This is a genomic window from Methylobacterium sp. NPDC080182, assembly GCF_050281105.1.
Lineage (GTDB): Bacteria > Pseudomonadota > Alphaproteobacteria > Rhizobiales > Beijerinckiaceae > Methylobacterium.
In genome coordinates this window covers 244,483-269,357 of record NZ_JBNNWO010000011.1, presented here as the reverse complement: position 1 = coordinate 269,357, position 24,875 = coordinate 244,483, and the positions used below count along the sequence as shown (strand labels likewise).

The 24,875-nt window shown below is 71.6% G+C and carries 22 protein-coding genes; 8 read left to right on the top strand and 14 right to left on the bottom strand.

Annotation, left to right across the window (positions count from 1 at the left end; translation table 11 throughout):
• Together ACQKQD_RS20670 and groES are read right to left on the bottom strand one after the other, a co-directional pair.
• Positions 1-188 (bottom strand): TCP-1/cpn60 chaperonin family protein (locus ACQKQD_RS20670; RefSeq protein WP_280141634.1); only part of this gene is annotated, 188 nt, incomplete at its 3' end.
• Between the two features lie 71 nt (positions 189-259).
• Complete coding sequence (gene groES, locus ACQKQD_RS20665) at positions 260-550, bottom strand: co-chaperone GroES (RefSeq protein ID WP_020093567.1); 291 nt, start codon at positions 548-550, stop codon at positions 260-262.
• A gap of 211 nt (positions 551-761) precedes the next feature.
• Between groES and ACQKQD_RS20660 the strand changes: the two genes are divergently transcribed.
• Positions 762-1,748, top strand: coding sequence for a CorA family divalent cation transporter (locus ACQKQD_RS20660; RefSeq protein WP_427509418.1), 987 nt, complete (start codon positions 762-764; stop codon positions 1,746-1,748).
• Between the two features lie 208 nt (positions 1,749-1,956).
• Positions 1,957-3,417, top strand: coding sequence for a methyl-accepting chemotaxis protein (locus ACQKQD_RS20655; protein ID WP_427509417.1), 1,461 nt, complete (start codon positions 1,957-1,959; stop codon positions 3,415-3,417).
• A 9-nt stretch (positions 3,418-3,426) separates the two neighbouring features.
• Here ACQKQD_RS20655 and pdeM read toward each other — a convergent pair whose 3' ends face one another.
• The 3 genes from pdeM to ACQKQD_RS20640 are packed head-to-tail and all read right to left on the bottom strand — an operon-like array spanning position 3,427 to position 7,732.
• A complete protein-coding gene (pdeM, locus tag ACQKQD_RS20650; protein WP_427509416.1) occupies positions 3,427-4,140 on the bottom strand; it encodes a ligase-associated DNA damage response endonuclease PdeM in 714 nt (237 codons plus the stop codon).
• Between the two features lie 41 nt (positions 4,141-4,181).
• Positions 4,182-6,779 carry a ligase-associated DNA damage response DEXH box helicase gene (locus tag ACQKQD_RS20645; RefSeq protein WP_427509423.1) on the bottom strand — a complete coding sequence of 866 codons (2,598 nt, stop codon included), beginning with the start codon at positions 6,777-6,779 and terminating at the stop codon, positions 4,182-4,184.
• Positions 6,776-7,732, bottom strand: a complete 957-nt coding sequence (locus ACQKQD_RS20640) for an alpha/beta hydrolase (RefSeq protein ID WP_056522365.1) — start codon at positions 7,730-7,732, stop codon at positions 6,776-6,778. The genes ACQKQD_RS20645 and ACQKQD_RS20640 overlap by 4 nt, the downstream gene beginning before the upstream one ends.
• Before the next feature lie 276 nt (positions 7,733-8,008).
• Here ACQKQD_RS20640 and ACQKQD_RS20635 point away from each other — a divergent pair, with 276 nt between their 5' ends.
• Together ACQKQD_RS20635 and ACQKQD_RS20630 are read left to right on the top strand one after the other, a co-directional pair.
• Positions 8,009-8,362 (top strand): DUF6460 domain-containing protein, encoded by a 354-nt coding sequence (locus tag ACQKQD_RS20635; RefSeq protein WP_020093561.1) that lies wholly within the window; start codon positions 8,009-8,011, stop codon positions 8,360-8,362.
• A gap of 142 nt (positions 8,363-8,504) precedes the next feature.
• Positions 8,505-9,869, top strand: a complete 1,365-nt coding sequence (locus ACQKQD_RS20630) for an MATE family efflux transporter (protein ID WP_427509415.1) — start codon at positions 8,505-8,507, stop codon at positions 9,867-9,869.
• Positions 9,870-9,898: 29 nt separating this feature from the next.
• On the opposite strand, the gene ACQKQD_RS20625 is transcribed toward ACQKQD_RS20630, so the two are convergent.
• Positions 9,899-10,240, bottom strand: a complete 342-nt coding sequence (locus ACQKQD_RS20625) for a hypothetical protein (protein ID WP_427509414.1) — start codon at positions 10,238-10,240, stop codon at positions 9,899-9,901.
• A gap of 215 nt (positions 10,241-10,455) precedes the next feature.
• On the opposite strand from ACQKQD_RS20625, the gene ACQKQD_RS20620 reads away from it, so the two are divergent.
• The gene (locus tag ACQKQD_RS20620; RefSeq protein WP_020093558.1) at positions 10,456-11,349 is read left to right on the top strand and encodes an HpcH/HpaI aldolase/citrate lyase family protein; all 894 of its coding nucleotides are present in this window, start codon (positions 10,456-10,458) and stop codon (positions 11,347-11,349) included.
• Between the two features lie 78 nt (positions 11,350-11,427).
• Here ACQKQD_RS20620 and ACQKQD_RS20615 read toward each other — a convergent pair whose 3' ends face one another.
• The 4 genes from ACQKQD_RS20615 to ACQKQD_RS20600 all read right to left on the bottom strand — a co-directional run bounded on the left by ACQKQD_RS20615 (position 11,428) and on the right by ACQKQD_RS20600 (position 15,642).
• Complete coding sequence (locus ACQKQD_RS20615) at positions 11,428-11,724, bottom strand: hypothetical protein (RefSeq protein ID WP_056522370.1); 297 nt, start codon at positions 11,722-11,724, stop codon at positions 11,428-11,430.
• A complete protein-coding gene (locus ACQKQD_RS20610) occupies positions 11,721-14,018 on the bottom strand; it encodes an FdhF/YdeP family oxidoreductase (RefSeq protein ID WP_427509413.1) in 2,298 nt (765 codons plus the stop codon). The genes ACQKQD_RS20615 and ACQKQD_RS20610 overlap by 4 nt, the downstream gene beginning before the upstream one ends.
• 200 nt (positions 14,019-14,218) lie before the next feature.
• Positions 14,219-15,295 (bottom strand): quinone-dependent dihydroorotate dehydrogenase, encoded by a 1,077-nt coding sequence (locus tag ACQKQD_RS20605; protein WP_427509412.1) that lies wholly within the window; start codon positions 15,293-15,295, stop codon positions 14,219-14,221.
• Positions 15,292-15,642, bottom strand: a complete 351-nt coding sequence (locus tag ACQKQD_RS20600) for a DUF952 domain-containing protein (protein WP_427509411.1) — start codon at positions 15,640-15,642, stop codon at positions 15,292-15,294. Before ACQKQD_RS20600 ends, ACQKQD_RS20605 begins: the two co-directional genes overlap by 4 nt.
• A gap of 316 nt (positions 15,643-15,958) precedes the next feature.
• On the opposite strand from ACQKQD_RS20600, the gene ACQKQD_RS20595 reads away from it, so the two are divergent.
• The 3 genes from ACQKQD_RS20595 to ACQKQD_RS20585 all read left to right on the top strand — a co-directional run bounded on the left by ACQKQD_RS20595 (position 15,959) and on the right by ACQKQD_RS20585 (position 18,968).
• Positions 15,959-16,591 carry a S24 family peptidase gene (locus tag ACQKQD_RS20595; RefSeq protein WP_012317556.1) on the top strand — a complete coding sequence of 211 codons (633 nt, stop codon included), beginning with the start codon at positions 15,959-15,961 and terminating at the stop codon, positions 16,589-16,591.
• A gap of 132 nt (positions 16,592-16,723) precedes the next feature.
• Complete coding sequence (locus ACQKQD_RS20590; protein WP_020093553.1) at positions 16,724-17,821, top strand: two-component system sensor histidine kinase NtrB; 1,098 nt, start codon at positions 16,724-16,726, stop codon at positions 17,819-17,821.
• 172 nt (positions 17,822-17,993) lie between these two features.
• Positions 17,994-18,968 (top strand): TIM44-like domain-containing protein, encoded by a 975-nt coding sequence (locus ACQKQD_RS20585; protein ID WP_427509410.1) that lies wholly within the window; start codon positions 17,994-17,996, stop codon positions 18,966-18,968.
• Positions 18,969-19,011: 43 nt separating this feature from the next.
• Here the strand turns inward: ACQKQD_RS20585 and rsmA are convergent, their stop codons facing one another.
• The 4 genes from rsmA to lptG all read right to left on the bottom strand — a co-directional run bounded on the left by rsmA (position 19,012) and on the right by lptG (position 24,872).
• Complete coding sequence (rsmA, locus tag ACQKQD_RS20580; protein WP_056522390.1) at positions 19,012-19,890, bottom strand: 16S rRNA (adenine(1518)-N(6)/adenine(1519)-N(6))-dimethyltransferase RsmA; 879 nt, start codon at positions 19,888-19,890, stop codon at positions 19,012-19,014.
• 10 nt (positions 19,891-19,900) lie between these two features.
• Positions 19,901-21,016 carry a 4-hydroxythreonine-4-phosphate dehydrogenase PdxA gene (gene pdxA, locus ACQKQD_RS20575; protein WP_103985281.1) on the bottom strand — a complete coding sequence of 372 codons (1,116 nt, stop codon included), beginning with the start codon at positions 21,014-21,016 and terminating at the stop codon, positions 19,901-19,903.
• A 110-nt stretch (positions 21,017-21,126) separates the two neighbouring features.
• Complete coding sequence (locus ACQKQD_RS20570; RefSeq protein WP_091680147.1) at positions 21,127-23,706, bottom strand: LPS-assembly protein LptD; 2,580 nt, start codon at positions 23,704-23,706, stop codon at positions 21,127-21,129.
• A 77-nt stretch (positions 23,707-23,783) separates the two neighbouring features.
• Complete coding sequence (lptG, locus tag ACQKQD_RS20565; RefSeq protein WP_427509422.1) at positions 23,784-24,872, bottom strand: LPS export ABC transporter permease LptG; 1,089 nt, start codon at positions 24,870-24,872, stop codon at positions 23,784-23,786.
• Positions 24,873-24,875 lie beyond the last annotated feature (3 nt).

Genomic DNA, 24,875 nt, shown 5'->3' with positions numbered 1-24,875 from the left:
GCGAGCTCGATCTCCTTGGCGACCGTCACACCGTCCTTGGTGATGCGCGGGGCGCCGAAGCTCTTCTCGATCACGACGTTGCGGCCCTTCGGGCCGAGCGTCACCTTCACCGCGTCGGCGAGGATGTCGACGCCGCGCAGCATCTTATCGCGGGCGTCGGCGGAGAAACGAACGTCTTTCGCTGCCATTGTGTGCCTCTTAGCTGGTTGTTGAACCCCAAGGCCGGGACGGCCTCAAAGGGCGATGGCGGGTGACCCGATCAGGCGGCGACGACGCCCATGATGTCGGATTCCTTCATGATCAGGAGGTCCTGACCGTCGATCTTGACCTCGGTGCCGGACCACTTGCCGAACAGGACGCGGTCGCCAGCCTTCACGTCGAGCGCGTTGACGCGGCCGGCCTCGTCGCGGGCGCCGGGACCGACGGCGACGACCTCGCCCTCCTGCGGCTTCTCCTTGGCGGTGTCCGGGATGATGATGCCGCCCTTGGTCTTCTCTTCGCCTTCGATGCGACGGACGACCACGCGGTCGTGCAGCGGACGGAACTTCATGAGCTGCCCTCTTGCTTCAGGTCTTGAGTTGGCGTTGATGCGGCCGGCGGGACCGCTCGCAAACTCGACTGTTAGCACTCTGTCTCGGCGAGTGCCAAAGACGGCCGCGAGATAGGCGCGGGCGGGTTCCGAGTCAAGGCTGTCGCACCCCCGCGCGACGGTGCGATGACGCGCCGGCGGCCCCGTTCCCCCTCATGGATAACGCGCTCTCATGTTGAGCCTGCACGGACCCGAAGGCCCGGTGGCGCTGCGACCCGGCGGCCCGATCGCGCGCGACACCGTGTGGCTCGACCTGAACGACCCCACGCCGGAAGAGGCCGCGGCGGTCGAGGCCGCGACCGGCCTGCGGGTGCCGTCGCGGGCGGCGCTCTCGGAGGTCGAGACGTCGAGTCGCCTGCGCCGCGTGAAGGGCGGCCTCTCGCTCTCCACCCCGATGATCACGTTCGAGCAGAGCGCGTCGCAGCTGAAGCCGCTGGGCTTCCTGCTGACCAAGGATCACCTCGTCACGATTCGCTTCCACGACCTGCGCGCCTTCGAGGCGTCCGCGAAGCGTGTCGCCGACGGCGACGGCAGCACGACGCCGAGCGAGATCTTCCTCGTCGTGCTGGAGGAACTGGTCGACAGCCTCGCCGACGCCCTCGAGGATATGGGCTCCGAGCTCGACACGCTCTCGACCCGCATCTTCGACTTCGACGTCCGCGGTGCCGAGCGGCGGCGCCTGGAGAGCCCGCCGCCCCGGCGCCGCGACCTCGCCCTGCGCCGGATCCTGCGCGGCATCAGCAACCGCGGGAAGGTTCTGGGCAAGATCCGGTCGAGCCTGCTCGGGCTCGAACGGATCATCCCGTTCGTCGCCGCGGCCTGCGACAGCCTCGGCCTGCCGGAGGATGCGCGCTTCGAGACGATCAAGCGGGACATCGAATCCCTCGACGAGTTCGAGACGCGGCTCGCCGAGAACGTGCAGTTCCTGCTCGACGCGGCCCTCGGCCTGATCACCATCGAGCAGAACAACGTCTTCCGCGTCCTCACCGTCGTCTCTGTGGTCGGCGTCCCGCCGACGCTGATCGCGTCGATCTACGGCATGAATTTCAAGCACATGCCCGAGCTGGATTGGGCGCTCGGATATCCCTACGCGCTCGGCCTGATCCTCATCAGCGCGGTCGCGCCGATCGTATACTTTCGCATGCGCGGTTGGTTCTAATATTCGCAAGTATGCTTCGGCCCCGCCTGAGTTTATATTTGAATGCAATCTCGACGATGGCGTTGGTCGGGTTACGGACGCACAGAGGGCGCGGCGCTCCAAGCATTCGATTTCCGTCAGGCAACTCTTAAACTGGACGAATGCCAGAATAAGGGATTCATTAACGCTGTGAGGCTACACCCCACGCCGGGGGAACGCGAGCAGCACCATGTTCAATCGCACTGTTTTCAATGAAGCCCAGGCCAAGATCGACGCGCTCGACCGCTCGCTGGCGATCATCGAGTTCTCGATGGACGGAACGGTCCTTCACGCGAACGAGAACTTCCTGCGATTGATGAAATACGGCCTCAGCGACGTCCGGAACCGCCATCACCGCATCTTCGTGGACAAGAGCTACGCCGAGTCCGCCGATTACGCGGCGTTCTGGAGCAAGCTGAAGGACGGCCAGTACGTCACGGGCGAGTTCCTGCGCCTCGACAAGGAGGGCGACTCGGTCTGGCTCGAGGCGACGTACAATCCTGTCCTCGACGCGCGCGGCAAGCCGATCAAGGTCGTTAAGTTCGCCGCGGACATCTCGGCGAAGAAGAAGGAGATCAACCGGCTCCTGACGATGATCGACAACGTTCCCGTGGCGGTCATGACGGCCGATCTGAAGGACAACTTCAAGATCGACTACATGAACGCCACGTCGCGCAAGACCCTCGGCACGATCGACCAGCACCTGCCGGTGAAGGTCGACGACATGCTCGGCCGCTCGTTCGACATCTTCCACAAGAACCCCAGCCACCAGCGCACGATGCTGGCCGACGCGAGCCGGCTGCCGCACAGCACCAAGATCAAGGTCGGGCCCGAGACCCTCAACCTGCGGGTCACGGCCGTGAACGACGAGAAGGGGCAGTACCTCGGCCCGATGCTGACCTGGGCGGTCGTCACCGCGCAGGTGAACATGGAGACCGACGTCAAGCGGGTCGTCGAGGCGGTCGGCTCCGCCATCCAGGAGATGCAGAGCTCGGCCGTGGGCCTGATGCAGTCGGCCGAATCCGCGCGCCACAAGGCGTCGTCGGTCGCGTCGAACTCCGAGCAGATGAACGGCGCGATCCAGGAGATCTCCGGCCAGGTCGGGCGGGTCTCGGAGCGCGCGCAGCAGATCGCCGCCCAGGCGGGGACCACCGACGCGACCATGCGCCAGCTCGCCGAGAACGCCCGCAAGGTCGACGCGGTGGTGGGCATGATCAAGTCGATCGCCGACCAGACCAATTTGCTCGCCCTGAATGCCACCATCGAGGCGGCCCGCGCGGGCGCCGCCGGGCGCGGCTTCGCGGTGGTGGCCTCCGAGGTGAAGGCGCTCGCCGAGCAGACCGCCAAGGCGACCGGCGAGATCACGCAGCAGGTCTCGGCGATCCAGAGCGCGACCGGCGACGCGGTCGGCGCCATCGAGATGATCACGGCCGCGGTGGACGAACTGTCCAAGCTCACCCTGGCGATGGCGAGCGCCGTCGAGGAGCAGGCGGTCTCGACCCACGAGATGGCGGGCAATATCGGCGGCGTCTCCGAGGCCGCCAACGCCACCGGTCAGCTCGCCCAGGCGGTCCAGGGCATCGCCGAGAGCCTCGCCGGCCACTCGACGAGCCTGTCGGAGAGCGTGATCCGGTTCATGAAGACGGCCTGACCGGGCGACTCAGTCCCGGGCGAGCTGCGCCCGGCCGATGGCGAAGACCCGCCCGTCCCCGAGGAGATGGGCGGTGAAGCCGTCGGGGAACAGGCTCTCGATCGCCCGGTCGCGGACGTTCAGGCCGCCGGCGTAGGCGCCGAAGGCCGGCATGACGAGGCGGGTGCCGTCCGTGACGAAGCAGCGGCGGCGCACCGCCCGCCCGCGCATCGCCACCTTCCCGCAGGGATGGAGATGGCCGGCGATCTCGCCGGGCAGGGGCTCCGGGCTCGGCTCGTGGCGCAGGACGAGGCCGCCGAGCGTCAGCGCGTCCGCGTAGCGGCCGCCGACGCCCTCGTTCACGGCCGCGTCGTGGTTGCCGGCGATCCAGACCCAGTCCCGCCCCTCCTGCAAGGCCGCCACCAGGGCGCGGTCGCCCGGCTCCATGCGCTCGGGACCGCGGGCGTCGTGGAAGGAATCGCCCAGCGCCACCACCCGGGCCGGATCGTGCCGCACCACCGCCTCGTGCAGGCAGGCGAGCGTCTCCCGGGTGTCGTAGGGCGGCAGGAACTGGCCGGAGCGGGCCGCGTAGGACGAGCCCTTCTCCAGGTGGAGATCGGACACGATCAGCGTCCGGTGCTCCGGCAGCCAGAGGCCGCCGCAGAGGTCGAGCACCAGCGTCTCGCCCGCGAGCTGCAGGGTGGGGTGCTTGGGAGTCTTCTCGAGTCTCAGGCCGGCCGCCAAGATCGCATCCTCGGTGTCGTCGGGGGAGGGCGGATCGACGGTCAGGACAGAGCCTCTTGGAGAAGCTCCGCCTCGGCCTCGGCCAGGATCTCGTCGGCGCCCTCGCCGTAGACCCGCTCGCGCCCGATCTCGAGCATCACGGACACGGAGAGCGGCGAGACCCGGTCGAGAGACCTGTGGATGATTCGCCCCTGGATGCGCTCTAGCATCATGCCGAGGCGCCTCACGTCGAGGAGTCCGGTTGCCGCATCCTGCCGCGCGGCCCGCAGCAGCAGGTGGTCGGGCTGGTGCTTGCGCAGCACGTCGTAGATCAGGTCGGTCGAGATCGTGACCTGCCGGCCGGACTTCTTCTGTCCCGGGTGATGGCGCTCGATCAGGCCGGCGATCACCGCGCATTGCCGGAAGGTGCGCTTCATCATCGCGGATTCGTCGAGCCACGCCTCCAGGTCGTCGCCCAGCATGTCGACGGCGAAGAGGTCGCCGATGAAGTCCGGATCGATCGCGGCGCGCTCCGAGACGTCGCGGGTCGACCAGATGGCGATGCCGTAATCGTTGGCCGCGAAGCCGAGCGGGCGCAGGCCGGAACGCTCCAGCCGCCGGGTCAGCAGCATGCCGAGGGTCTGGTGGGCGAGGCGGCCCTCGAACGGGAAGGCCGTGAGGTAGTAGCGCTTGCCGCGCGGAAAGGTCTCCACCAGCAGGTCGCGCTCGCCCGGCAGGACCGAGCGGCGGCGCTGCTGCAGCAGGTAGGCGCCGATCTGCTCGGGCAGACGGTCCCACTCGAACGGGTCGGCGATCAGCGCCCGGACCCGGGCGGCCAGGAAGGTCGAGAGCGGGAACTTCGCGCCCGCGTAGGACGGGATCGCCGGGTCGGTGCCGGCCGGCGCGCGGGTGACGAGGCACTCGTCCTCGGCGAGCCCCTCGAAGCGCAGGGTCTCGCCCGCGAACAGGAAGGTGTCGCCCACCGTCAGCGTCTCGGCGAACTCGTCCTCGATCTCGCCGAGCACCCGCCCGGTCTTCGGCAGCACCGTGCCGGGCTTGCCGCGCAGGGTCCGGCCGAGGCGGACCTTCACCCGGGCCGCCTCCACGATGGTGCCGACATTCATCCGGTAGGCCTGGGCGGTGCGGGCGTCGCGCACGCGCCAGAGCCCGTCCGCACCGCGCAGGATCTTGGCGAAGCGCTCGTAGGCGCGCAGCGCGTAGCCGCCGGTGGCGACGTAGTCGACCACCTGCTCGAACGATTCCCAGGTCAGCCCGGCGTAGGGCGCGGCCGAGACGATCTCGTCGTAGAGGTCGAGCGGATCGAAGGCGTCGGCGCAGGCCATGCCGAGGACGTGCTGGGCGAGGACGTCGAGGGCGCCCTGGCGGGCGTCCGGCGTGTCCTGGGCGGCCTCCTCGACGGCGTCCAGCGCCGCCTGGCACTCCAGCATCTCGAAGCGGTTGCCCGGGACGAGGTAGGCCTTCGAGGGCTCGTCCATGCGGTGGTTGGCCCGGCCGATCCGCTGCATGATGCGGCTCGCCCCCTTCGGCGCGCCGACATTGACCACGAGGTCGACGTCGCCCCAGTCGATGCCGAGGTCGAGGGTCGCGGTGCAGACGATCGCCCGGAGCTGGCCCGCCGCCATCGCGGCCTCGACCCGGCGACGCTGCTGGGCGTCGAGCGAGCCGTGGTGGATCGCGATCGGCAGGGCGTCGTCGTTGAGCCGCCACAGCTCCTGAAACGTGTACTCGGCCTGGAGGCGGGTGTTCACGAAGACCAGCGTGGTCCGGTGCTCCCGGATGAGGTCGTAGATCGCCGGCATCGAGTGCCACGCGGTGTGGCCGGAGATCGGCAGCGCCCGGCCGAGATCGAGCATGCGCAGGTCCGCCTTCGCGCCGCCGGCGACGGTGACGAGATCGGCCATGGGCGGCGCGACGGGCTCCCCGTCCCGTCCGGGAGAGGGCCGGGGTGGGGGAGGAGACGCGTCAGGATCGGCCGCGCCATCCCCGCGCGCGGCGGGAGGAGGGGGAAGCGGCCCCTGCGGCACCAGGTACTTCCGCAGCTCGTCCGGCTCCCGCACCGTGGCGGAGAGTCCGATCGCCGCGAGGCCGGGGCTCAGCCGGTGCAACCGCGCCAGCGCCAGGGACAGCAGGTCGCCGCGCTTCGAGGTCACCAGCGCGTGCAGCTCGTCGAGCACCACGCAGCGCAATCCGGAGAAGAATTCCGCCGCCTCGCGATGGGCGATCAGCAGCGCCAGCTGCTCAGGCGTGGTCAGCAGGATGTCCGGCGGCCGGCTGATCTGGCGGGTGCGCTTGTGGGCGGGGGTGTCGCCGGTGCGGGTCTCGACGCGCACCGGCAGCGCCATCTCGGCGATCGGCGCGTCGAGGTTGCGGGCGATGTCGACCGCGAGCGCCTTCAGGGGCGAGACGTAGAGGGTGTGGAGGCCCGCCGCCTTCCGCTGGGGGCCACGCGCGGCGAGGGCCACGAGGCTCGGCAGGAAGCCGGCCAGCGTCTTGCCTGCCCCGGTCGGCGCCACCAGCAGGGCAGAGCGGCCGGCGCCGGCGATCCGCAGGAGATCGAGCTGGTGCGATCGGGGCGCCCAGCCGCGCCCGGCGAACCAGGCGCGGAACCGCTCCGGCAGGATCTCGGACGGGTCGCTCAGGCGAGCGCCATCAGGAAGCGGTCGATCAGCTCCAGCGCCCGCTCGCTCATCGGGCTCGGGTAGCGGGCGAAGACGTGGCAGCCGCCGGGATAGATCGCCGTGTGGCCGCCATTGCCCGCCGCCGCCCAGCGCGCCGACATGTACAGCGTGTCGTCGAGGAGTGGGTCGGCGGTGCCGATGGTGAACAGGGCCGGCGGCAGACCCTTCAGGTCGGCGTAGATCGGCGACACGTCCGGCCGGCGCCGGTCGATGCCCTCGCGGACGTAGCCGTCGGCGAACTTGGTCAGGTCGCGGGTGTTCACGACCAGCCGCTCCTCGCCCCAGTTCCGCACCGACGGTGTGAGACCGAGATCGAAGAAGCCGGCGTTGAGGTTGGCGCCCCGGAAGGCCCGCGGCAGGTTGTGCTTGTCGCGCAGCCGTAGCAGCACCATCACGGCGAGGTGCGCCCCCACCGACTCGCCGCCGATGGTCAGCGCGTGGATGCCGAGTTCGGTCTTGCCCGGACCGGCCAGCCACAGGGCCGCGGCCTCGCAGTCGAGCAGCGCCGCCGGATAGGGGTGCTCGGGGGCGAGGCGGTACTCGACCGACAGGGCGACGAAGCCGCAGGTGTCGGCGATGCGCTCCAGCCAGGGATCCTGCTCGTCCGCGGAGCCCCAGACCCAGCCGCCGCGGTGGATGTGCAGGTAGGCGCCGCGCAGCTTCGTGCCGGGCTTGGGCCGGACGACGCGGAGCTTGAGCGGGCCGCCGGGCCCGTCGATCGTCAGCCACTCGGCCCGGGCGCTATGCGGCATGGCGGGCGCCGCCTTGGTGCCCAGACGGCGCCGCTCGCGCACCTCGGCGATCGGCAGCGACCAGGGATCGGGCAGCGCGGCGTGCGCCGCGACGATCTCGGCATTGAGCCGGAGCGTCTCGGGATCGATCGTCGCCGGGTCGAACAGGGCGTGGTCGATCATCGTGCGTATGGTCCCGTCGGCACTCAGAGCCTCTCACACCAATTCCCGATTCCCGGGAGTTCTCCCTTTGGCCGAGGCCGCGCCGCGAGAGTCCCGCGGCGTAGTCCACCCCGTCCGGCATCTTGGCGCGCGCGACGCCGCTTGCCATCTGCACGGCGCGCGAGAAACCCGCCAACGCCTGATCCGCGCTCGAGTTTCGACGCGGTGTGGTGTGCCGGTCACGGTTCCGCCCGCTTCGTCGCCGATCCGAGGGCCTTGAGGCTTCACGAGGACGCAATGCTCGTCGATCACGACCGGCGCCGGCAAGGCTATCAGCAGGGCGCCCCGCCGAACGCCCCCTACGGCGCGGACAGCTACCGGTCGCGCCCCTCCGCCCTGCGGCGGTTCCTCGGCGGCTCGCCGGCCGGCGTGTTCCTGCGGCTCCTGTTCTTGTCGGTGCTGGTCGGCGCCTTCATGTCGATGCTCGGCCTGACGCCGGGGCGGCTGTTCTGGCACGTCTACGATTCGGCGCGGGCGCTGGTGGAGGTCGGGCTCGCCTCGCTCCACGATTTCGGCGGCTGGATCGTCGCCGGGGCGATCGTGGTCGTGCCGCTCTGGCTGATCGCGCGCCTGTTCGCCGTCTCCCGCTGACAGGGTCAGGGGCCGATCCGGCCCGGTCGCGCCCCGACGGCCCGGCGCGCCGGGGGGTTGGGCGGATCGGCCGCCCGCCATCGCAACCCGCCGATGCGATCAGCCCGCTTTGCGCGGAGGGCGCGGCTTCTTAGCGTGCGGCATGATGCACACTGTCGCCAGCTCGGCCCGCCCGACGAACCGCCGCGTCCTGACCCTGGCGCTGCCCATGACGATCGCCAACGTCACGACGCCGATGCTCGGCTTCGTCGGCGCGGCGGTGATCGGGCGGCTCGGCGACGCGGCGCTGCTCGGCGCCATCGCCCTCGGCGCGGTGATCTTCGACGCGATCTTCTGGTCGTTCGGGGCGCTCCGCATGGCGACCGCCGGCCTGACCGCGCAGGCGGTCGGCGGACGCGACGACGCCGAGGTCGACCGCATCCTGGCGCGGGCGCTGGCGGCGGGCGCCCTGATCGGGCTCGTCCTGGCAGCCCTGCAGGGCCCCCTCGCGCAGCTCGCCTTCGCGATCAGCGGGGCGAGCGCGGCGGTGATCGCCGGTCTCGCGACCTACTTCCACATCCGCATCCTGTCCGCGCCCTTCGTGCTGGCGAGCTACGGCGTGCTCGGCTCGGTCCTGGGGCGCGGGCGCACCGATCTCGGCCTGCTGCTGCAGATCGCCATCAACCTGACCAACGTCGCGCTGACGCTCATTCTGGTCCTGGGATTCGGCCTGGGCCTCGCCGGCGCGGCGCTGGCGACCCTCGGCGCCGAGGCGCTCGGGCTCGGCCTCGGGCTGATTCTCCTGGCGCGGCTCGGCTCCCGGCCCTTCCGGGTGCCGCTGCGCGACCTCCGCGACGCCGCGGCGCTCCGCCGGACGCTCAGCGTCAACGGCGACGTCATCCTGCGGACGCTCGCGCTGATCACCGGCATCGTGCTGTTCTCGGCGCTGGGCGCCCGGCAGGGCGACGTGGTCCTGGCCGCGAACTCGGTCCTGTGGAATCTCTTCCTGATCGGCGGTTTCTTCCTCGACGGCTTCGCCACGGCGGCCGAGACCCTGTGCGGCCAGGCCGTCGGCGCCCGGGACCGGGAGGCGTTCGACGCGGCCGCCACACTGAGCCTGCGCTGGTGCCTCGGCTTCGGCCTCGCGGTCAGTCTTGTGTCGCTGGCGGGCGGCCCGGCCTTCATCGATGCCGTGACCACGAACGGCCCGGTCCGCGAGGCGGCCCGGTCCTACCTCGTCCTCGCCGCCCTGGCGCCGCTCGCCGCCGCGGCGCCCTTCGCGTATGACGGGATCTATATCGGCGCGACCTGGACGCGGGCGATGCGCAACCTGATGGTGTGCGCGCTCGCCGCCTACTGCGCGATCCTCGCGCTCGTCGAGAGCCTGGGCTTCGGCAATACCGGGCTGTGGCTCGCCTTCGTGAGCTTCCTGGGCGCCCGGGGCGTCGGGCAGGCGATCGCCTTCCCGCGCCTCGCCCGGGACACGTTCCGGACGCCGGCCGCGGCCGCCCTCGAACCGGCGACCTAGGCGGCAGCCGCGCGCGACCTCGAGACGTGCTAGCGCGGATCCTTCCAAGTGGTGGGCTGGGCCGGCGGCACGGCGCGGGCCACGGAGCCGGTGGTCCGCGGTACGGCGGCCTCCGCCCGCCGCGGGTACGACCGGCGCGGGGCCGCGTAGCCGTAGCGGCGTCCCCGGCGGACGTGCCGGCGCCCGCGCTCCGACGAGTTCCCCACGAAGCCGCCGACCACTGCCCCCGCGACGGCGCCGATCGGGCCGCCGACCAGCGCCCCCGCGACCGCGCCGGAGCCGACGCCGAGGGTGGTCCGGCTCTGGGCCCGGGCCGCCTCAGGTGCCGCCAATGTCCCGAGCAAGGCGAGGGTGACCAAGACTTTGCGCATCGTAGAGATCCCGGACTTCGAGAATTGGTTTCGTCCGGCCTTTAAGCGGCGGAACATGACCAAACCGCGGCTTCGATCTGCGGAGAGACGGCGCGGTATCAAACCGCGCGGGGACTCACCCGCCCCGACCTTTAGGGTGTGGCGCGGCCGGGTTCGTGCTTTAGGGTGCAGCGCAACGACGGGAGGCCGCGCGACGGCCCAGGAGGGAGAAGCCGATGGCCACGACCACCGATCTGCGCCTGCGCCGCAGCGTGCTCTACATGCCCGGCTCGAACCAGCGGGCGCTCGACAAGGCCAAGTCCCTGCCGGTGGACAGCATCATCCTCGACCTCGAGGACGCCGTCGGCCCGGAGGAGAAGGAGCTCGCCCGCGATCAGGTCTGCGCCGCGGTGAAGAGCGGCGCCTACGGCAGCCGCGAGCTGGTCATCCGGGTCAACGCCCCGCAGACCCCGTGGGGCGAGGCGGATCTCCACGCCGCCATCGAGGCCGAGCCCGACGCGATCCTGATGCCGAAGGTCTCGTCCCCCGCCGTGCTGGAGAGCATCGCCGACCGGCTCGAATCCCTCGACGCGCCGGACGGCATCGCGATCTGGGCGATGATCGAGACCCCGGCCTCGATCCTCAATATCCAGGAGATCGCCCGGGCGAAGCGCGACCCGCGCAACCGGCTGACCTGCCTCGTGCTCGGCACCAACGACCTCGCCAAGGACACCTGGGCCAAGATCGTCCCCGGCCGCGTGCCGATGCTGCCCTGGATGATGATGGCGCTGGCCGCCGCGCGGGCGGAGGGGCTCGCGATCCTCGACGGCGTCTACAACGACATCGCCGACACAGAGGGCTGCCGCGACGAGTGCCGGCAGGCCCGGGACCTGGGCTTCGACGGCAAGACCCTGATCCACCCGACGCAGCTGGAGCCGGCCAACACGTCCTTCGCTCCGACCGAGGAGGAGGTGCGCCGGGCCAAGCTGGTGATCGAGGCGTTCGAGCGCCCGGAATACGCCAAGCGCGGCGCGATCAAGCTGGAGGGCCGGCTCTACGAGCGGCAGCATCTCGGCGTGAACCGGCGGGCGGTCACCTGGGCCGAGGCGATCAAGGCGAAGGGGTTCTGAGCGCGTCCGTCCTCGCCGGAGCGAAGCGATCCAGGGCAGCGCCGCGCCCGAGTCTGTCGCGGTCCCTGGGTCACTTCGCTACGCGCGTGATGACGGCACCGACGGCCCTGAATCGGCGGTCGTGTAGCGCGTCCGCTGGGTGCGCCCGTCGCGCGCCGTGACGGCGACGAGGCCCGCCTCGTCCAGGCCCGAGAGGGCGCGCAGCACCAGGGCGTGCTCCACCCCGAAGGTGCGGGCGAAGGCGCGGCTGTCGCCCGGCAGACCGAGGTCGAGCGCCGCCAGGAGGCCCGCCGCCAGCGGGTCGAGATCCGGGCGGGCGGCCGAAACCCGGTCGAGGGCGGCGACGAACGCCGCCTCGTCGGGCTCCGCGCTCACGCGGCCGCGCGCGCCTGCAGGGTGACCAGCACCGACTTGGAGGTCGGCGTGTCGCTCTTCTCGCCGTAGGTCGAGAGCGGCACGAGCACGTTCAGCTCCGGATAGTAGCCGGCCAGCGCCCCCCGCGGCATGTCGAAGGGCACGAGGCGGAAATCCTCCGCCCGGCGGGTGATGCCGTCGTCGTGCGTGCCGACGACGTCGACCCGGTCGCCGAGCCGGTCGCGGATCTCCGCGAGGTCGTCCGGGTGGGCGAAGATCACGCGGCGCTCGCCGTAGACGCCGCGGTAGCGGTCATCCAGGCCGTAGATCGTCGTGTTGTACTGGTCGTGGCTGCGGAAGGTCTGCAGCACGTAGGTGTCGCGCGTCTTCCGGGCGGCCTGGTGCTCGGTCTCGACCGGGAGGGCGTCGGCCGAGAAGGTGGCCCGGCCGGTGACGGTCTCGAACACCCGCTCGGCGGCGAGGTTGCGCAGCATGAAGCCGCGCGGCTTGCGCACCCGGGTGTTGTAGCCGGTGAAGCCCGGGATCGTGGCGGCGATCGCCTCGCGGATCCGGTCGTAATCGGCGGCGAACCCGGCCCAGTCGATGGCGGCGGAGCCGACGGTCGCCTGCGCCATGCCGGCGATGATGGCGATCTCGGAGCGCAGCTCCTTGGAGGCCGGCTTGTTGATGCCGCCCGACCCGTGGACCATGCTCATCGAATCCTCGACGGTCACGATCTGGATCTTGCCCTCGGCGCCCCGGTCGATCTCGGTTCGGCCCAGGCAGGGCAGCAGGTAGCCGACCGCGCCCGGCACGAGGTGGGCGTGGTTGAGCTTGGTGGCGATGTGCACGGTGAGCCGGCACGAGGCCAGCGCCTGCGCCACGACCGGCGTGTCGGGCGTCGCCCGCAGGAAGTTGCCGCCGAGCCCGATGAAGGCCTTCGCCGTGCCGTCCCGCATGGCGCGGATCGCCGCCAGGACGTTGTGGCCGTGCCGGCGCGGCATGGCGAGGCCGAAATGCTGCTCCAGGGAATCCAGGAAGGCGGCGGACGGGCGCTCGTTGATGCCGACCGTGCGGTCGCCCTGCACGTTCGAGTGGCCGCGGACCGGGCAGAGGCCCGCGCCGGCCCGGCCGATATGGCCGCGGAGGAACAGCAGGTTGGCGATCTCCCGGATCGTCGCCACCGAGTGGCGGTGCTGAGTCACGCCCATGGCCCAGGTCGCGATGACCCGCTGGGCGCCCAGATAGACGTCCGCCATGGCGGCGATCTCGTCCACGGTCAGGCCCGACTGGTCGAGGATCGCGTCCCAGGACGTCGCCTCGACGGCGGCGCGGTAGGCCTCGAGCCCGGCGGTGTGGTGCTCGAGGAAGGCGCGGTCGAGGAGCGAGGGCCGGCCCGCCGCCAGCGCCTCGGCGTCGCGGGCGAACACGACCTTGGCGATGCCCCGGAAGGCCGCCATGTCGCCGCCCGAGCGCGGCTGCAGGTAGTGGCTGGCGATGGGGCGGCTGGCGCCGCGCAGCATCTCGACGGTGTTCTGGGGGTCGGCGAAGCGCTCCAGGCCGCGCTCCCGGACCGGGTTCAGCACCACGACCTTGGCGCCGCGCTCGGCCGCCCGGCGCAGGTCGCCGAGCATCCGCGGGTGGTTGGTGCCGGGATTCTGGCCGACGCAGAAGATCGCGTCCGCCTTCTCGAAATCCTCCAGCAGGACCGTGCCCTTGCCGATGCCGATGGCGTCGATCAGCGCGACGCCGCTCGCCTCGTGGCACATGTTCGAGCAGTCGGGGAAGTTGTTGGTCCCGTAGGCGCGGGCGAAGAGCTGGTACAGGTACGCCGCCTCGTTGGAGGCGCGGCCCGAGGTATAGAACTCGGCCTGGTCCGGATGGTCGAGCCCGCGCAGGGTCGCGCCGATCTCCGCGAAGGCCTCGTCCCAGCTCACCGGCAGGTAGCGGTCGCTCGCCGCGTCGTAGCGCATCGGGTGCGTCAGGCGGCCCTGGCCCTCCAGGGCGTAGTCGCTCCAGGTGCGCAGCTCGGTCAGGGTGTGCTTGGCGAAGAAGGACGGCTTCGTGCGCTTGTCGGTCGCCTCCCAGGAGACCGCCTTCACGCCATTCTCGCAGAACTCGAAGGACGAGCCGTGCTCCGGGTCGCCCCAGGCGCAGCCGGGGCAGTCGAACCCGTCGGGCTGGTTCGCCTTCAGCAGCGCGCGGGCGCCGGTGAGGGGTGCGCGGCTGCCGAGCAGGTGCTTGCCGCAGCTCTTCAGAGCACCCCAGCCGCCGGCGGCGGAGGAGCGCTTGGTGGACCCTTCAGACTGGGCCATGAACCGTCCTGGATTGGCTGACGCGATGTGTCTTCGCAACCGCGAGATAAGCGCCTCTCCGACGCCCTCACAATGGCGTGCCGGCGCAGGCCTCTCATGCACGGGGCACAGGCTAAGCTCCCGCTGTGCAAAGCCTTTCTAAACTGCGACCCGAAAAAAATTGTCCGGCGCGGCGCCGCGACCGGCTCGCCCGCGCCGGCTCAGTCCCCGCGGGCGAGGTCGGCGGCGTCGCGCCCGACGACCTGCCGGAGCGAGGCGATGCCGGCCTCGCTCATGCGCCGCAGGAGCCCGTCCTTGATGCGCCCGACGAGGCCCGGCCCCTCGTAGACCAGCGCCGAGTAGAGCTGCACGAGGCTCGCCCCGGCCCGGATCTTGGTCCAGGCCGCCTCGGCCGAATCCACGCCGCCGACCCCGATGAGCGGCAGCGCGTCCCCGACGCGCAGGCGCGTCTGGGCGAGCATCCGCGTCGCCGGGCCGAAGAGCGGCCGCCCCGAGAGGCCGCCCGTCTCCCGCGCGAGACCCTGCTCGCGCAGGCTCGCCGGGCGGGCCACCGTGGTGTTGGACACGACGAGGGCCTGGACCCCTCGCCGCTGCGCCGTCGCGCAGACCGCGTCGAGGGCGTCGAGCGCCATGTCGGGGGCGATCTTGAGGAGGATCGCCGCGCCGGCGCCTGCCGCGTCGCGGGCCTCGACCGTGCGGGCGAGGAGCTCGTCGAGGAAGGCCTCACCCTGAAGGTCGCGCAGGCCCGGCGTGTTGGGGGAGGAGACGTTGACCGTGACGAAGTCGACGAGCGGCGCGAGGGCTGCGGTGCAGGCGGCGTAGTCGGCGAGGCGGTCGGCGGATTCCTTGTTCGCGCCGATGTTGACGCCGACGATGCCGGGTCGCCCCCTCCGGGCGCGCAGACGGTCGGCCACCACCTCCAGCCCCTCGCTGTTGAGGCCGAAGCGGTTGATCACGGCGCGGTCGTCGGGGAGGCGGAAGACCCGCGGCTGCGGGTTGCCGGGCTGGGGCCGCGGCACGACCCCGCCGACCTCGACGAAGCCGAAGCCGAGGCCCAGCAGCGCGTCGGGAACGCGCGCGCCCTTGTCGAAGCCGGCCGCGAGGCCGACCGGGTTGGGGAAGCGGCGGCCGAGCAGGTCGACGGCGAGGCGCGGGTCGTCCACCGGCCGCGGGCCCGCGGGCAGGAGCGCCAGGGCGGCGAGGGTCAGGTCGTGCGCGCGCTCGGCGTCAAGGCGGTGCAGCAGCGGTCTGACGAGGGGGAAGGCGGCCGCGATCATGCCGGCAGGATCCCGGCCGGGAAGGCGTGCCGGCCGTCGGCGCCCAGCGGCATATCGTCCACCGTGACCACGGCGGACAGCGGCAGCGGGCCGTAGAGATGCGGGAACAGGTCGCCGCCGCGAGAGGGCTCGTAGCGCAGGCCGTCGCCGAGGGCGTCGGCCTCGACCGCGACGAGGAGCAGGTCGTCCTGCCCGGCGAAGTGCCGGGCCGCCGTCTCGGCGACCTGTGCGGCCGTCGAGAAGTGGATGAAGCCGTCCTGATGATCGATCGGGGCGCCCGTGAACCGGCCCGCGGCCTCGGCCTCGCGCCACAGAGGGCGCGGACAGATCTTGTAGATGAGCGGCATAGAAGCTCCCCGGAGACGACGCTGCGATAGAGGCGCGGGGCCGCGGCGGCAACCGCACCGCGCCCCGCCCGATTCGAGGAGCGATTGCAATCTGCCGCCCGTAGTTCTACTTTCCTACGACTAGGCTGGACGTCACACAGCCCCGTCCGGACCGGCAGAGCGGATCCGGAAAGCAGATTGTCAAGTATCTCCGCGCGTACCCGGCGGGTGTCGAACGGACCCGGCGGGCGAACCGTCTCCGTGCCTCCGAGGCAGCCGGATCCCGGCTGGTGAGACGGGGGTGCCGGCCCGCTCAGGCTGAGCTTCCGAGCCCGCTATGCTGTCGCACGAGCAGATCTGGAACGCCATCGACCGGCTCGCCGAGCGCCACGGCTACTCGGCCTCGGGCCTCGCCCGCCGCGCCGGCCTCGACGCGACCAGCTTCAACCGGTCGAAGCGCGTGGGCGCCGACGGCCGCAAGCGCTGGCCGTCCACCGAATCCGTGTCGAAGGTCCTGGCCGCCACAGGCTCGAGCCTCGACGAGTTCCTGCGGCTCATCGAGGCCCGCGAGATCCCCGCCCGCACGATGGTGCCGCTGATCGGCCTGACCCAGGCCGGGGCCGGCCGCCTGTTCACCGACGAGGGCATGCCCACCGGGGGCGCCGGCTGGGAGGAGATCGAGTTTCCGGATCTCGGCGAGGAGCGGGCCTTCGCGCTGGAGATCCAGGGCGATTCCATGCTGCCGCTGTTCCGGGACGGCGACGTCCTGATCGTGTCGCCGACGGCCAGCGTGCGCAAGGGCGACCGCGTCGTGGTCCGCCTGCACGGCGGCGAGGTCCTGGCCAAGGAGCTGCGGCGGCGCACCGCCCGGACCGTGGAGCTGGCCTCCCTGAACCCCGAGCACGAGGACCGGGTCCTCAATCTCGGCGAGGTGGCCTGGATGGCCCGGGTGATGTGGGTGCGCCAGTAGGCGGTGCCCGGACGGGCCGGCACGCCGTTCGACACGCGGATCCTCCCGCGGATCCACGCTTGGCCGTGAGGCCGTTCATCGCTATCGCTGGCCCGTCGCGGACCTTTCGCATCCGCTGAGCGCGAACGCAGCATGGCGCAGCCCGGGACGGATCACAGCGCGGCCGAAGGCGGGTCGCTGGCGGACGAGGCCCGCGCGCTCCTCGACGCGCTGCCGACGCCCAGCCTGGTGCTCGATCCGCAGGGCCGTGTCCGCCACGCCAATCCCGCCCTGGAGCGGATCGCCGGCTACCCGGCGGAGCGGCTCGTCGCGCAGGGACTCGACCTGATCCTGGCGCAGCGCACGGCGCCCCTCGACCCCGCCGGCACCGAGCCTCAGGAATTCCTGGCCAGCCGCGCGGACGGGACGAGCTTCTGGGCACGCCTGGAGACGGCGGCCCTGCCCGGAACCCCGTTCCGCATCGGCCAGATCCGCGACGAGACGGCCCGGCGCGAGGCCGAGGGCGCACTCGCGCTCTCCCGCCAGCGCGAGGCGCTGGGGCTCCTGACCAACAGCGTCGCCCACGAGTTCAACAACTTCCTGCAGATCCTGATCGGCTACATCGACGGGCTCAAGCGGCGGCTCGGGGACCGGCAGGAGCCGTTCGTCCAGCGGGCGATCGCCCGCTCGGCCGACGCCACCGAGCGCGCGGCGATCCTGACCCGGCACCTGCTCGCCTATTCGCGCCGCATCGCGCCGGACGTCCGGTCGGTCGACCTCGACGCCATCGTGGCCGACCTCGCCGCCCGCCTCGAGCCCGACCTGCCGCCCGGGATCCGCCTCACCGTGGCGGCGACGCCGGGCCTGCCGCGGGCGATCAGCAATCCCACGCAGATCGAGTTCGCCCTGCGGCATCTCGTCGCCAATGCCTGCGAGGCGATGCCGTCGGGCGGGACGCTGACCCTGTCGACCTTCCGGGTGGATCCCGGCGACCGCTCCCTGCAGCAGCCGGGCCAGGGGAGCGTCGGGATCGCGGTCGGCGACACCGGGCAGGGCATGTCGCCCGAGATGCTCGCCCGTGCCCTGGCGCCGTTCCAGACCAGCCACGAGGCCGGGCGCGGCGCGGGCCTCGCGATCGTCCACGGCCTCATGAAGCGGCAGAACGGGACCATCACCCTCGACAGCCGCAGCGGGGAGGGGACGCAGGTGCGCCTCTCCTTCCCGGCCGCCCCGGAGCGCACGCTCCACTAGAGCCGTGCCATTCACGCGATGGGCGCGACGGGCGGGCTCGGAATGCGCAGCGGCGATCCGGTGGAAAACGTCGCCCGGGCGACGGCGGGCAGGACTAAAACCGCTGCCCGACCGTTCCCATATCGTCACTGGCGCTCCGCGCCACCCGGTTCTCGTCCTCTGAGGCGTGTACATGTTTACTGAGATTTCGCGCCGCCGGCGTGTGGCCGCCCTCCTGGCGCTGGCCGCTGCGCTGACCGTCGCGGCACCCGTCGTGGAAGCCCGTCCGGGCGGCGGCGGGTCCGTCGGGTCCCGCGGCTCGCGCACCTACACGGCGCCCTCCGCCACGCCGACCGCTCCGGGCGGCGGCACGACGATGCAGCGCTCGCAGACCGCGCCTTCGCCCGGCATGGGCAGCCCCGGCATGCAGGCCCCGGCCGCGCCCGGTCGCCGCTTCGGCGGCGGCTTCTTCGCGGGCCTGCTCGGCGCCGGCCTGATCGGCGCGCTGCTCGGCGGCGGCTTCTTCGGCGGTCTCGGTGGCCTCGCCTCGATGATCGGCCTCCTGTTCCAGGTCGGTCTCGTCGTGCTCGTGGTGATGCTGGCCCTGCGGTTCTTCCGCCGCCGGAACGAGCCGGCCGGCGCCGGCGCGCCCTACGCCCGCTCGTCGCTCGACGATCAGCCGGGCGCCCGCGGCCCGATGGGCGGCGCTCCGGGCGGCCCGGCTCCCGGCGGCATGTTCGGCGGTGGGCAGCGCCCGCCGCAGACGCGCCCGGTGCAGATCGGCCCGGCCGATTACCAGGCCTTCGAGCGCCTGCTCGGCGACATCCAGGATGCCTACTCGCGCGAGGATCGGGTGACCCTGGGCAACCTGTCGACGCCCGAGATGGTCAGCTACTTCGACGAGGAGCTGCGCGGCAACGCCTCCCGCGGCGTGGTGAACAAGATCTCGGACGTGAAGCTGCTGCAGGGCGACCTCGCGGAGGCCTGGGGCGAGGACCGTACCGACTACGCGACCGTGGCCATGCGCTACGCCCTCAAGGACGTGATGATCGAGCAGGCGAGCGGCCGCGTCGTCTCCACGGACTCGTCCGAGGCGACGGAGCTCTGGACCTTCCTGCGCCAGCCCGGCCGCGGCTGGGTGCTCTCGGCGATCCAGCAGACCCGCTGACCCGGCAGCGCTCCGGGCTCCGGGCCGGAGCCACGGCTCTCCGTCAGGCCGGCGTCCCCACCGGGGCGCCGGCTTTTCTATGCGCGTCCCACCGATTGGCGAGATCGACGAACCCGGACACCGGGATCTCCTCGGCGCGCGCGGTCTCGGACAGGCCGGCGGCGGCCAGCAGGGCGCCGGCCTCGGGCGTCAAGGCCTTGAGGCTCTGGCGCAGCATCTTCCGTCGCTGGCCGAAGGCCGCCCGGGTGACGGCTTCGAGCGCGCCGGCGCGGCAGGGCAGGGGCTGGGCGCGCGGCACCAGCCGGACCACGCTCGAGGTCACCTTGGGCGGCGGCACGAAGGCCGAGGGGCTGACGTCGAACAGGATCTCGGCCTCCGTGCGCCAGCCGCAGAGGACGCCGAGCCGGCCGTAATCGGCCCGCTCCTCCGGGCCGGCGACGATCCGCTCGGCGACCTCCCGCTGGAACATCAGCACGGCCTGGTCCCACCAGGGCGGCCAGACCTCCCCGTCGAGCCAGCCGGTGAGCAGGGCGGTCCCGACATTGTAGGGCAGGTTGGCGACGATCCGCGCCGGGGCCTCGCCCACCAGCGGCCGCGGGTCGAAGGCGAGGGCGTCGGCGTCGACCACCTCGAGCCGGCCGGGATAGTGGGCGGCGATCTCGGCGAGGGCCGGCAGGGCGCGCGGGTCGCGCTCGATCGCCACGACGCGGGCGGCGCCCTCGGCGAGGAGCGCGCGCGTCAGCCCCCCCGGGCCCGGCCCGACCTCCACCACGGTCACCCCCGCGAGCGGACCGGCCGCCCGGGCGATCCGGCCGGTCAGGTTGAGGTCGTAGAGGAAGTTCTGGCCGAGCGCCTTCTTCGGCTCCAGGCCGTGGCGGGCGACGACCTCGCGCAGCGGGGGAAGACCGTCCCCGGCGCTCATGCTGGCTGCCTCACAGCTCGTCCTCGGGATCGAAGTGGCGGGCGCCGACGGGCCGGGGACGGCCGGCATAGATGCTGAACGGGATGATCTCGGCCCCGGCGGGGGCCTCGCTCCGCGCCGCCGCGTTGGCGGCCAGCCGGTCGGCGAGGCGCAGGGCCGCCACGAGGCTGTCCGGCCGGGCGACGCCCTGGCCGGCGATGTCGAAGGCCGTCCCGTGGTCCGGCGAGGTGCGCACGAAGGGCAGGCCGAGGGTGACGTTCACGCCGTCGTCGAACGCGATCGTCTTGATCGGGATCAGGGCCTGATCGTGCGTGGGCGCGAGGGCGACGTCGTAGGTCTCGCGGGCGCGGGCGTGGAACAGGGTATCGGCGGGGAGCGGCCCGCGGATGTCGATGCCCCGCGCCCGCAGGCGTGCCACCGCGGGGGCGAGGACGTCGCGGTCCTCGCGGCCGATCGTTCCGGCCTCGCCCGCGTGCGGGTTCAGGCCGGCGAGGACGAGGCGCGGCTCGGGCAGGCCGAACCGTTCCCGCAGGTCCCGGGCGACGATCGCGGCGGTCTCCTCGACGAGTTCCTGGGTGAGCAGGTCCGGAACGTCCCTCAGCGGCACGTGGATCGTCACCGGCACGACCGAGAGGCCGGCGCTCCAGATCATCATCACCGGCCGGGGCGGCGTCACGCCGGGCGGCACCGCGAGGGCGGCCAGGAACTCGGTGTGCCCGGGATGGGCGAAGCCCGTCCGGGTCAGCACGAACTTGGCGATCGGGTTGGTCACCACCGCGCTCGCGCGCCCGGCCTTCACGAACTCCACCGCCGCGGTGATCGACTCGATGGTCGCGCCGGCGTTGCCGGAATCGGGGACGCCGGGATCGGCCGCGACGCGGGCGCCGCTCGGCAAGGGCACCACGGGGAGTGCGCGCGGGAACACCTCGGCGGCCGTCTCGGGATCGACCTCCGCCACCGGGACGGGGCGGTCGAGGCGGTGGGCGAGGCGCTCGACGAAGTCGGGATCGGCCACCAGGAAGAACGGCGGCAACGGATCCGCCCCGCCGCGCCCGAGCCACGCGCTGAGCGCCAGCTCCGGGCCGATGCCGGCGGGATCTCCGAGGGTGAGGGCGAGGGGCGGCATGGGCGCTCTATAGCGCCCGCGCGGCGCGGGCGCATCCTCGGCGGCTCAGACCGAGCGGCGGGATCGCGGCGGGCGACGCGCCGGACCGGCGCGCCGCTGGTCCCGGTTCCTCAGCGGATCGAGGCGATGCCGTCGGCGGTGGTGGCGGTCCCGACGTTCTGGCGCAGGTCGGCCTCGCCCAGGGTCTTCAGCTCGACCCGCAGCAGCACGGTCTGGTTGCGCTCGCGGACGCCCGTCGCGGTCGCGATCGGCGAGTTGATGTAGTTCAGCGAGACGGTGGTGCACTCGTCCTGATAGCCGCCGCCGAAGCTCGCGCCCGACAGGTAGAAGCGGCCCGGGTTCTGGTAGATCGGCACCGTCCCGATCGGGTTCGCCAGGTAGGAGCTCAGCGCGTCCGTGTAGGTGTTGCGCACGTCGAGGTAGTGGGTCAGGTCGACGAGCAGCGAGCCCGACACGAACCAGTTCGGCGTGATGTTGTAGGTCGCGGTGGCGGTGATGCCCTCGCGGTAGTGGCTGTAGCCCAGCAGAGGCTGCGCCTCGTAGTACGAGTAGAAGGCCGAGACGGTGAGCGGCAGGAACGGCGCGAACCGCGCCGTCGCGCCGGTCTCGAACCGCGCCACGTGGAAGTCGGACTGGTTGAACCGGGCCCGGCTGATGAACGTGATGTTCTGGTTCGGCGAGACCTGGAAACGCCCGACGAAGTCCGAGCGCTGCGTCTCGAGCCCCGAATCGAGGCCGGTGTTGGCGATGTCGCCGCGGCGGAACGAGTTGACGCCCGCGAGCTGGATGGACTCGCCGAACAGGACGTTCGCGTACCAGCCGGACGGGGTCACGACGGAGTACTGGCCGCCGAGATTGGTGCGCACGCCGCCCTCGACCCGGTCGTAGCCCGAGAATTTGTCCCACTCGAACAGCGAGGTGTCGTCGAAGACGAGGCTCTGCGCGTCCTCGTTCGGCAGGCGGCCGATCCGGGTCTCCGACGGGCGCGCGATGATCTGGCCGATCGGCTCCAGGGTGTGGACGCCGAGGGCGCCGAAATTGGCGACGAACGGGTAGCGGTAGTCGAGGCCGATCGCCGGCATGACCCGCCCGGCAAAGCCCTGATCGACGTGCGCGACCTGCGGGACGAGGTCGTTCTGGTAGCCCGAGAAGCTCGTGCTGTTGAAGAACGCGTCCGTGCGCAGGTACGCGAAGGGCGTGAATTTCTGGCCCAGATCGTCGATGAAGCTGCGGCGCCAGGACAGCTCCGCGGAGGCGCGGGTGTTCGTGCCGGCGAGCCCGTCGATGGCGCACAGGCCGCGCTGGAAGACCGTGCAGGTCTGGTAGAGCGGGAAGCTGACGCCGTTGACGCTCGGCGAGAACAGGTAGCTCGAGGTCCGCGGCAGGCCCTGGTACTGCGTGGTCTCGCGGGTCAGGCTGGTGATGTTCGCCTGGAAGCGCACCTCGCCGCCGATCTCCGATGGGCCGTTGATCCGCTTGTCGTAGTCGATCACCGGCGCCACGATCGGCTGCTGCTTCTGCCAGTCGAAGCTCGACAGGCCCTTGAAGTAGTAGCCCCGCGCCTCGAACCACGAGCGGTCGCCCTGGCCGATCAGGAAGGCCGTCGAGGTGGCCTCACGGAAATAGTCCGTGGTGATGTTCTGGTTGCGGATCCGGTAATTGTCGAGGAACCACTTGTCGGTCACGCCGACGAGGTCCCAGCCCGTGCGCCAGCGCGGGTTGATGTAGAACCGGCCCTGCGATTCGACGGAGCCGCGGAAGTCGCGCTCGCCGGCGCCGAGGGGGCTCGGCAGGAACGCCGAGGGCGTCGTCTGCGAGATGCCCGACAGGCGGATGTTGTAGAAGCCGTTGTCGATCCGCTGGCGGAACTCGCCCTGCGCGAGCAGGCCCTGGCGGCTGAGCAGGGTCGGCGTCAGCGTCAGGTCGTAGTTCGGCGCGAGGTTGATGAAGTACGGGAGCGACACGCCGTTGCCGAGCGCCGTCGTCGTGACGAAGCGCGGCGTCAGGAAGCCGGTCTTGCGCTTCACCGTCGGGTCCGGCGCCTCGAAATACGGCAGGTAGGCCACCGGGATGCCGGCGATCTCGAGCGTCGAGTCGTCGAAGTAGACCGTGTGGGTCTCGTTGTCGTGGATGATCTTCTTCGCCTTGATCTGCCACAGCGGCGGCGTCTCAGGGTTGTCCTTGCACGGCTCGCAGGCCGTGTAGCTGCCGGACTCGAAGCTCGTCTGCTCGCCGTTCAGGCGCTCGGCCCGCGGCGCGGAGAAGCGGGTGCGCACCGTCTCGAACTTCCGCTGCACGGTCTGCTGGCCGCGGAAGGCGTCGACGAAGCCGGTCTTGAAGTCGTCGGTGAGCTCCATGCGCGCGCCGGTCACGACGCCGCCGTCGGCCTCGGTGAGGCGGACGTTGCCCTCGGCGAAGACCCGGCCGGAATTCCGGTCGTAGCGCACGCGGTCGGCCTGCAGGGTCCGGGGGCCGTAATGCAGCTCGGCGTTGCCCCGGGCCGTCACGGTGCCGCGGTCGTTGTCGTAGATCAGCTCGTCGGCCTCGACGAGCAGCTTGTCGCCGGGCTTGCCGGCCGCGACGGCGGGCAGGCCCTGGGCATGGGCGGACAGGCCCCCGGCCAGCGGCGCGGCGAGCGCCAGCGCGGCCCGGAAACCAGCCTTCCGCAGGATGTCGGCGACCTTACGCAACGCGCGTCCCAACCCCTGTGACGTCTGCCGCCACCAACCTCAACACCCGTCTCCCGTCCCGCGAAGGATCGCGGACGTCAGCCGTCTTCCTGGTACAGAAGCGTGAGCGTACCGAGAAGACTGCCTACCACGGCCGGGAACCAGGCCGCCACCGGTGCGGCGACGAGTCCGGATGCTCCGAGCCCCTCCATGACCTGTCGGACCACGTAGAGGGCGAAGCCGGCCGCGACGCCACCGAGGACGAGTTTACCGACACCACCAAAGCGGAAGAACCGTAAGGAAACGGTTGCGGCGACGATGACCATGGCCACGAACAGCACCGGCCGTGCCCACAGGACATCGTACTGGAGACGGTACCGGGTGGCGTCCAAACCGGCCCGCTCGGTCCGCGCGATGGTTGTGGGAAGTTGCCAGAAAGGCACAGATTCCGGGGGGGTGAACCCCTGACGCACCTGTGCGGGGTCGAGGTTCGAGGCGATCAGGTAGGTGTCGAACGACTCAGGCGGTGCGCCCGGTGTGAGAACGCGCACATCGGAGAGTTCCCAGTAGCCGTCGTGGAGCGTCGCGCGGGCCGCGACGAGCTGCTCGGCGAACTTGCCGGCGCCGTCGAAGGTGAAGACCGACACGCCCGCCAGGGTGGTCGTGCCCTCGATGGCGGTCTCGGCGCGCAGGATCGCCTCGCCGTCGAGGCCCTTCTGTCGGATCCAGAGGTCCTTGCCCGAACTCGCCTTGGTGGATTTGGCGAAGATCTTCGCCTCGATCTCGGTGGAGCGCTGCTTCAGCATCGCGGAGACCGGGTTGTAGACGCCGACCGCCAGCGCGCCGAGGGCGAGGGCCACGAAGAAGCCGGGCTGCAGGAACTGCCAGGCCGAGATCCCGGCCGCGCGGGCGACCACCAGTTCCAGCTTGCGCGAGAGCTGGAGCAGGGCCGCCATGGAGCCGAACAGGACCGCGAAGGGCAGGACGCCCTCCGCCACCGCGGGGGTGCGGTAGAGCGAGAGCTGCGCCATCAGGCCGGCGGACGCGCCCTGGGCCTCGCCGGCGCGGCGGAGCAGCTCGACGAAGTCGAGCGTGTAGACCAGCGCGAACACGGTGATGAAGACACCGAGCACCGTGCGGAGGAACCGGGCGGCGAAGTACCGCCCGAGAGTGGGACCGATCAGCATCAT

Excerpts from the sequence above, each read along its gene's own strand:
- ACQKQD_RS20605 (WP_427509412.1), bottom strand. The coding sequence starts at position 15,295 with ATGATCGCGGCCGCCTTCCCCCTCGTCAGACCGCTGCTGCACCGCCTT.
- ACQKQD_RS20590 (WP_020093553.1), top strand. The coding sequence starts at position 16,724 with ATGGCGCAGCCCGGGACGGATCACAGCGCGGCCGAAGGCGGGTCGCTG.
- ACQKQD_RS20585 (WP_427509410.1), top strand. The coding sequence starts at position 17,994 with ATGTTTACTGAGATTTCGCGCCGCCGGCGTGTGGCCGCCCTCCTGGCG.
- ACQKQD_RS20640 (WP_056522365.1), bottom strand. The coding sequence starts at position 7,732 with ATGATCGACCACGCCCTGTTCGACCCGGCGACGATCGATCCCGAGACG.
- ACQKQD_RS20660 (WP_427509418.1), top strand. The coding sequence starts at position 762 with ATGTTGAGCCTGCACGGACCCGAAGGCCCGGTGGCGCTGCGACCCGGC.
- ACQKQD_RS20595 (WP_012317556.1), top strand. The coding sequence starts at position 15,959 with ATGCTGTCGCACGAGCAGATCTGGAACGCCATCGACCGGCTCGCCGAG.
- rsmA (WP_056522390.1), bottom strand. The coding sequence starts at position 19,890 with ATGAGCGCCGGGGACGGTCTTCCCCCGCTGCGCGAGGTCGTCGCCCGC.
- ACQKQD_RS20610 (WP_427509413.1), bottom strand. The coding sequence starts at position 14,018 with ATGGCCCAGTCTGAAGGGTCCACCAAGCGCTCCTCCGCCGCCGGCGGC.
- ACQKQD_RS20620 (WP_020093558.1), top strand. The coding sequence starts at position 10,456 with ATGGCCACGACCACCGATCTGCGCCTGCGCCGCAGCGTGCTCTACATG.
- ACQKQD_RS20625 (WP_427509414.1), bottom strand. The coding sequence starts at position 10,240 with ATGCGCAAAGTCTTGGTCACCCTCGCCTTGCTCGGGACATTGGCGGCA.
- ACQKQD_RS20630 (WP_427509415.1), top strand. The coding sequence starts at position 8,505 with ATGATGCACACTGTCGCCAGCTCGGCCCGCCCGACGAACCGCCGCGTC.
- ACQKQD_RS20655 (WP_427509417.1), top strand. The coding sequence starts at position 1,957 with ATGTTCAATCGCACTGTTTTCAATGAAGCCCAGGCCAAGATCGACGCG.
- ACQKQD_RS20635 (WP_020093561.1), top strand. The coding sequence starts at position 8,009 with ATGCTCGTCGATCACGACCGGCGCCGGCAAGGCTATCAGCAGGGCGCC.
- lptG (WP_427509422.1), bottom strand. The coding sequence starts at position 24,872 with ATGCTGATCGGTCCCACTCTCGGGCGGTACTTCGCCGCCCGGTTCCTC.
- groES (WP_020093567.1), bottom strand. The coding sequence starts at position 550 with ATGAAGTTCCGTCCGCTGCACGACCGCGTGGTCGTCCGTCGCATCGAA.
- pdxA (WP_103985281.1), bottom strand. The coding sequence starts at position 21,016 with ATGCCGCCCCTCGCCCTCACCCTCGGAGATCCCGCCGGCATCGGCCCG.
- ACQKQD_RS20600 (WP_427509411.1), bottom strand. The coding sequence starts at position 15,642 with ATGCCGCTCATCTACAAGATCTGTCCGCGCCCTCTGTGGCGCGAGGCC.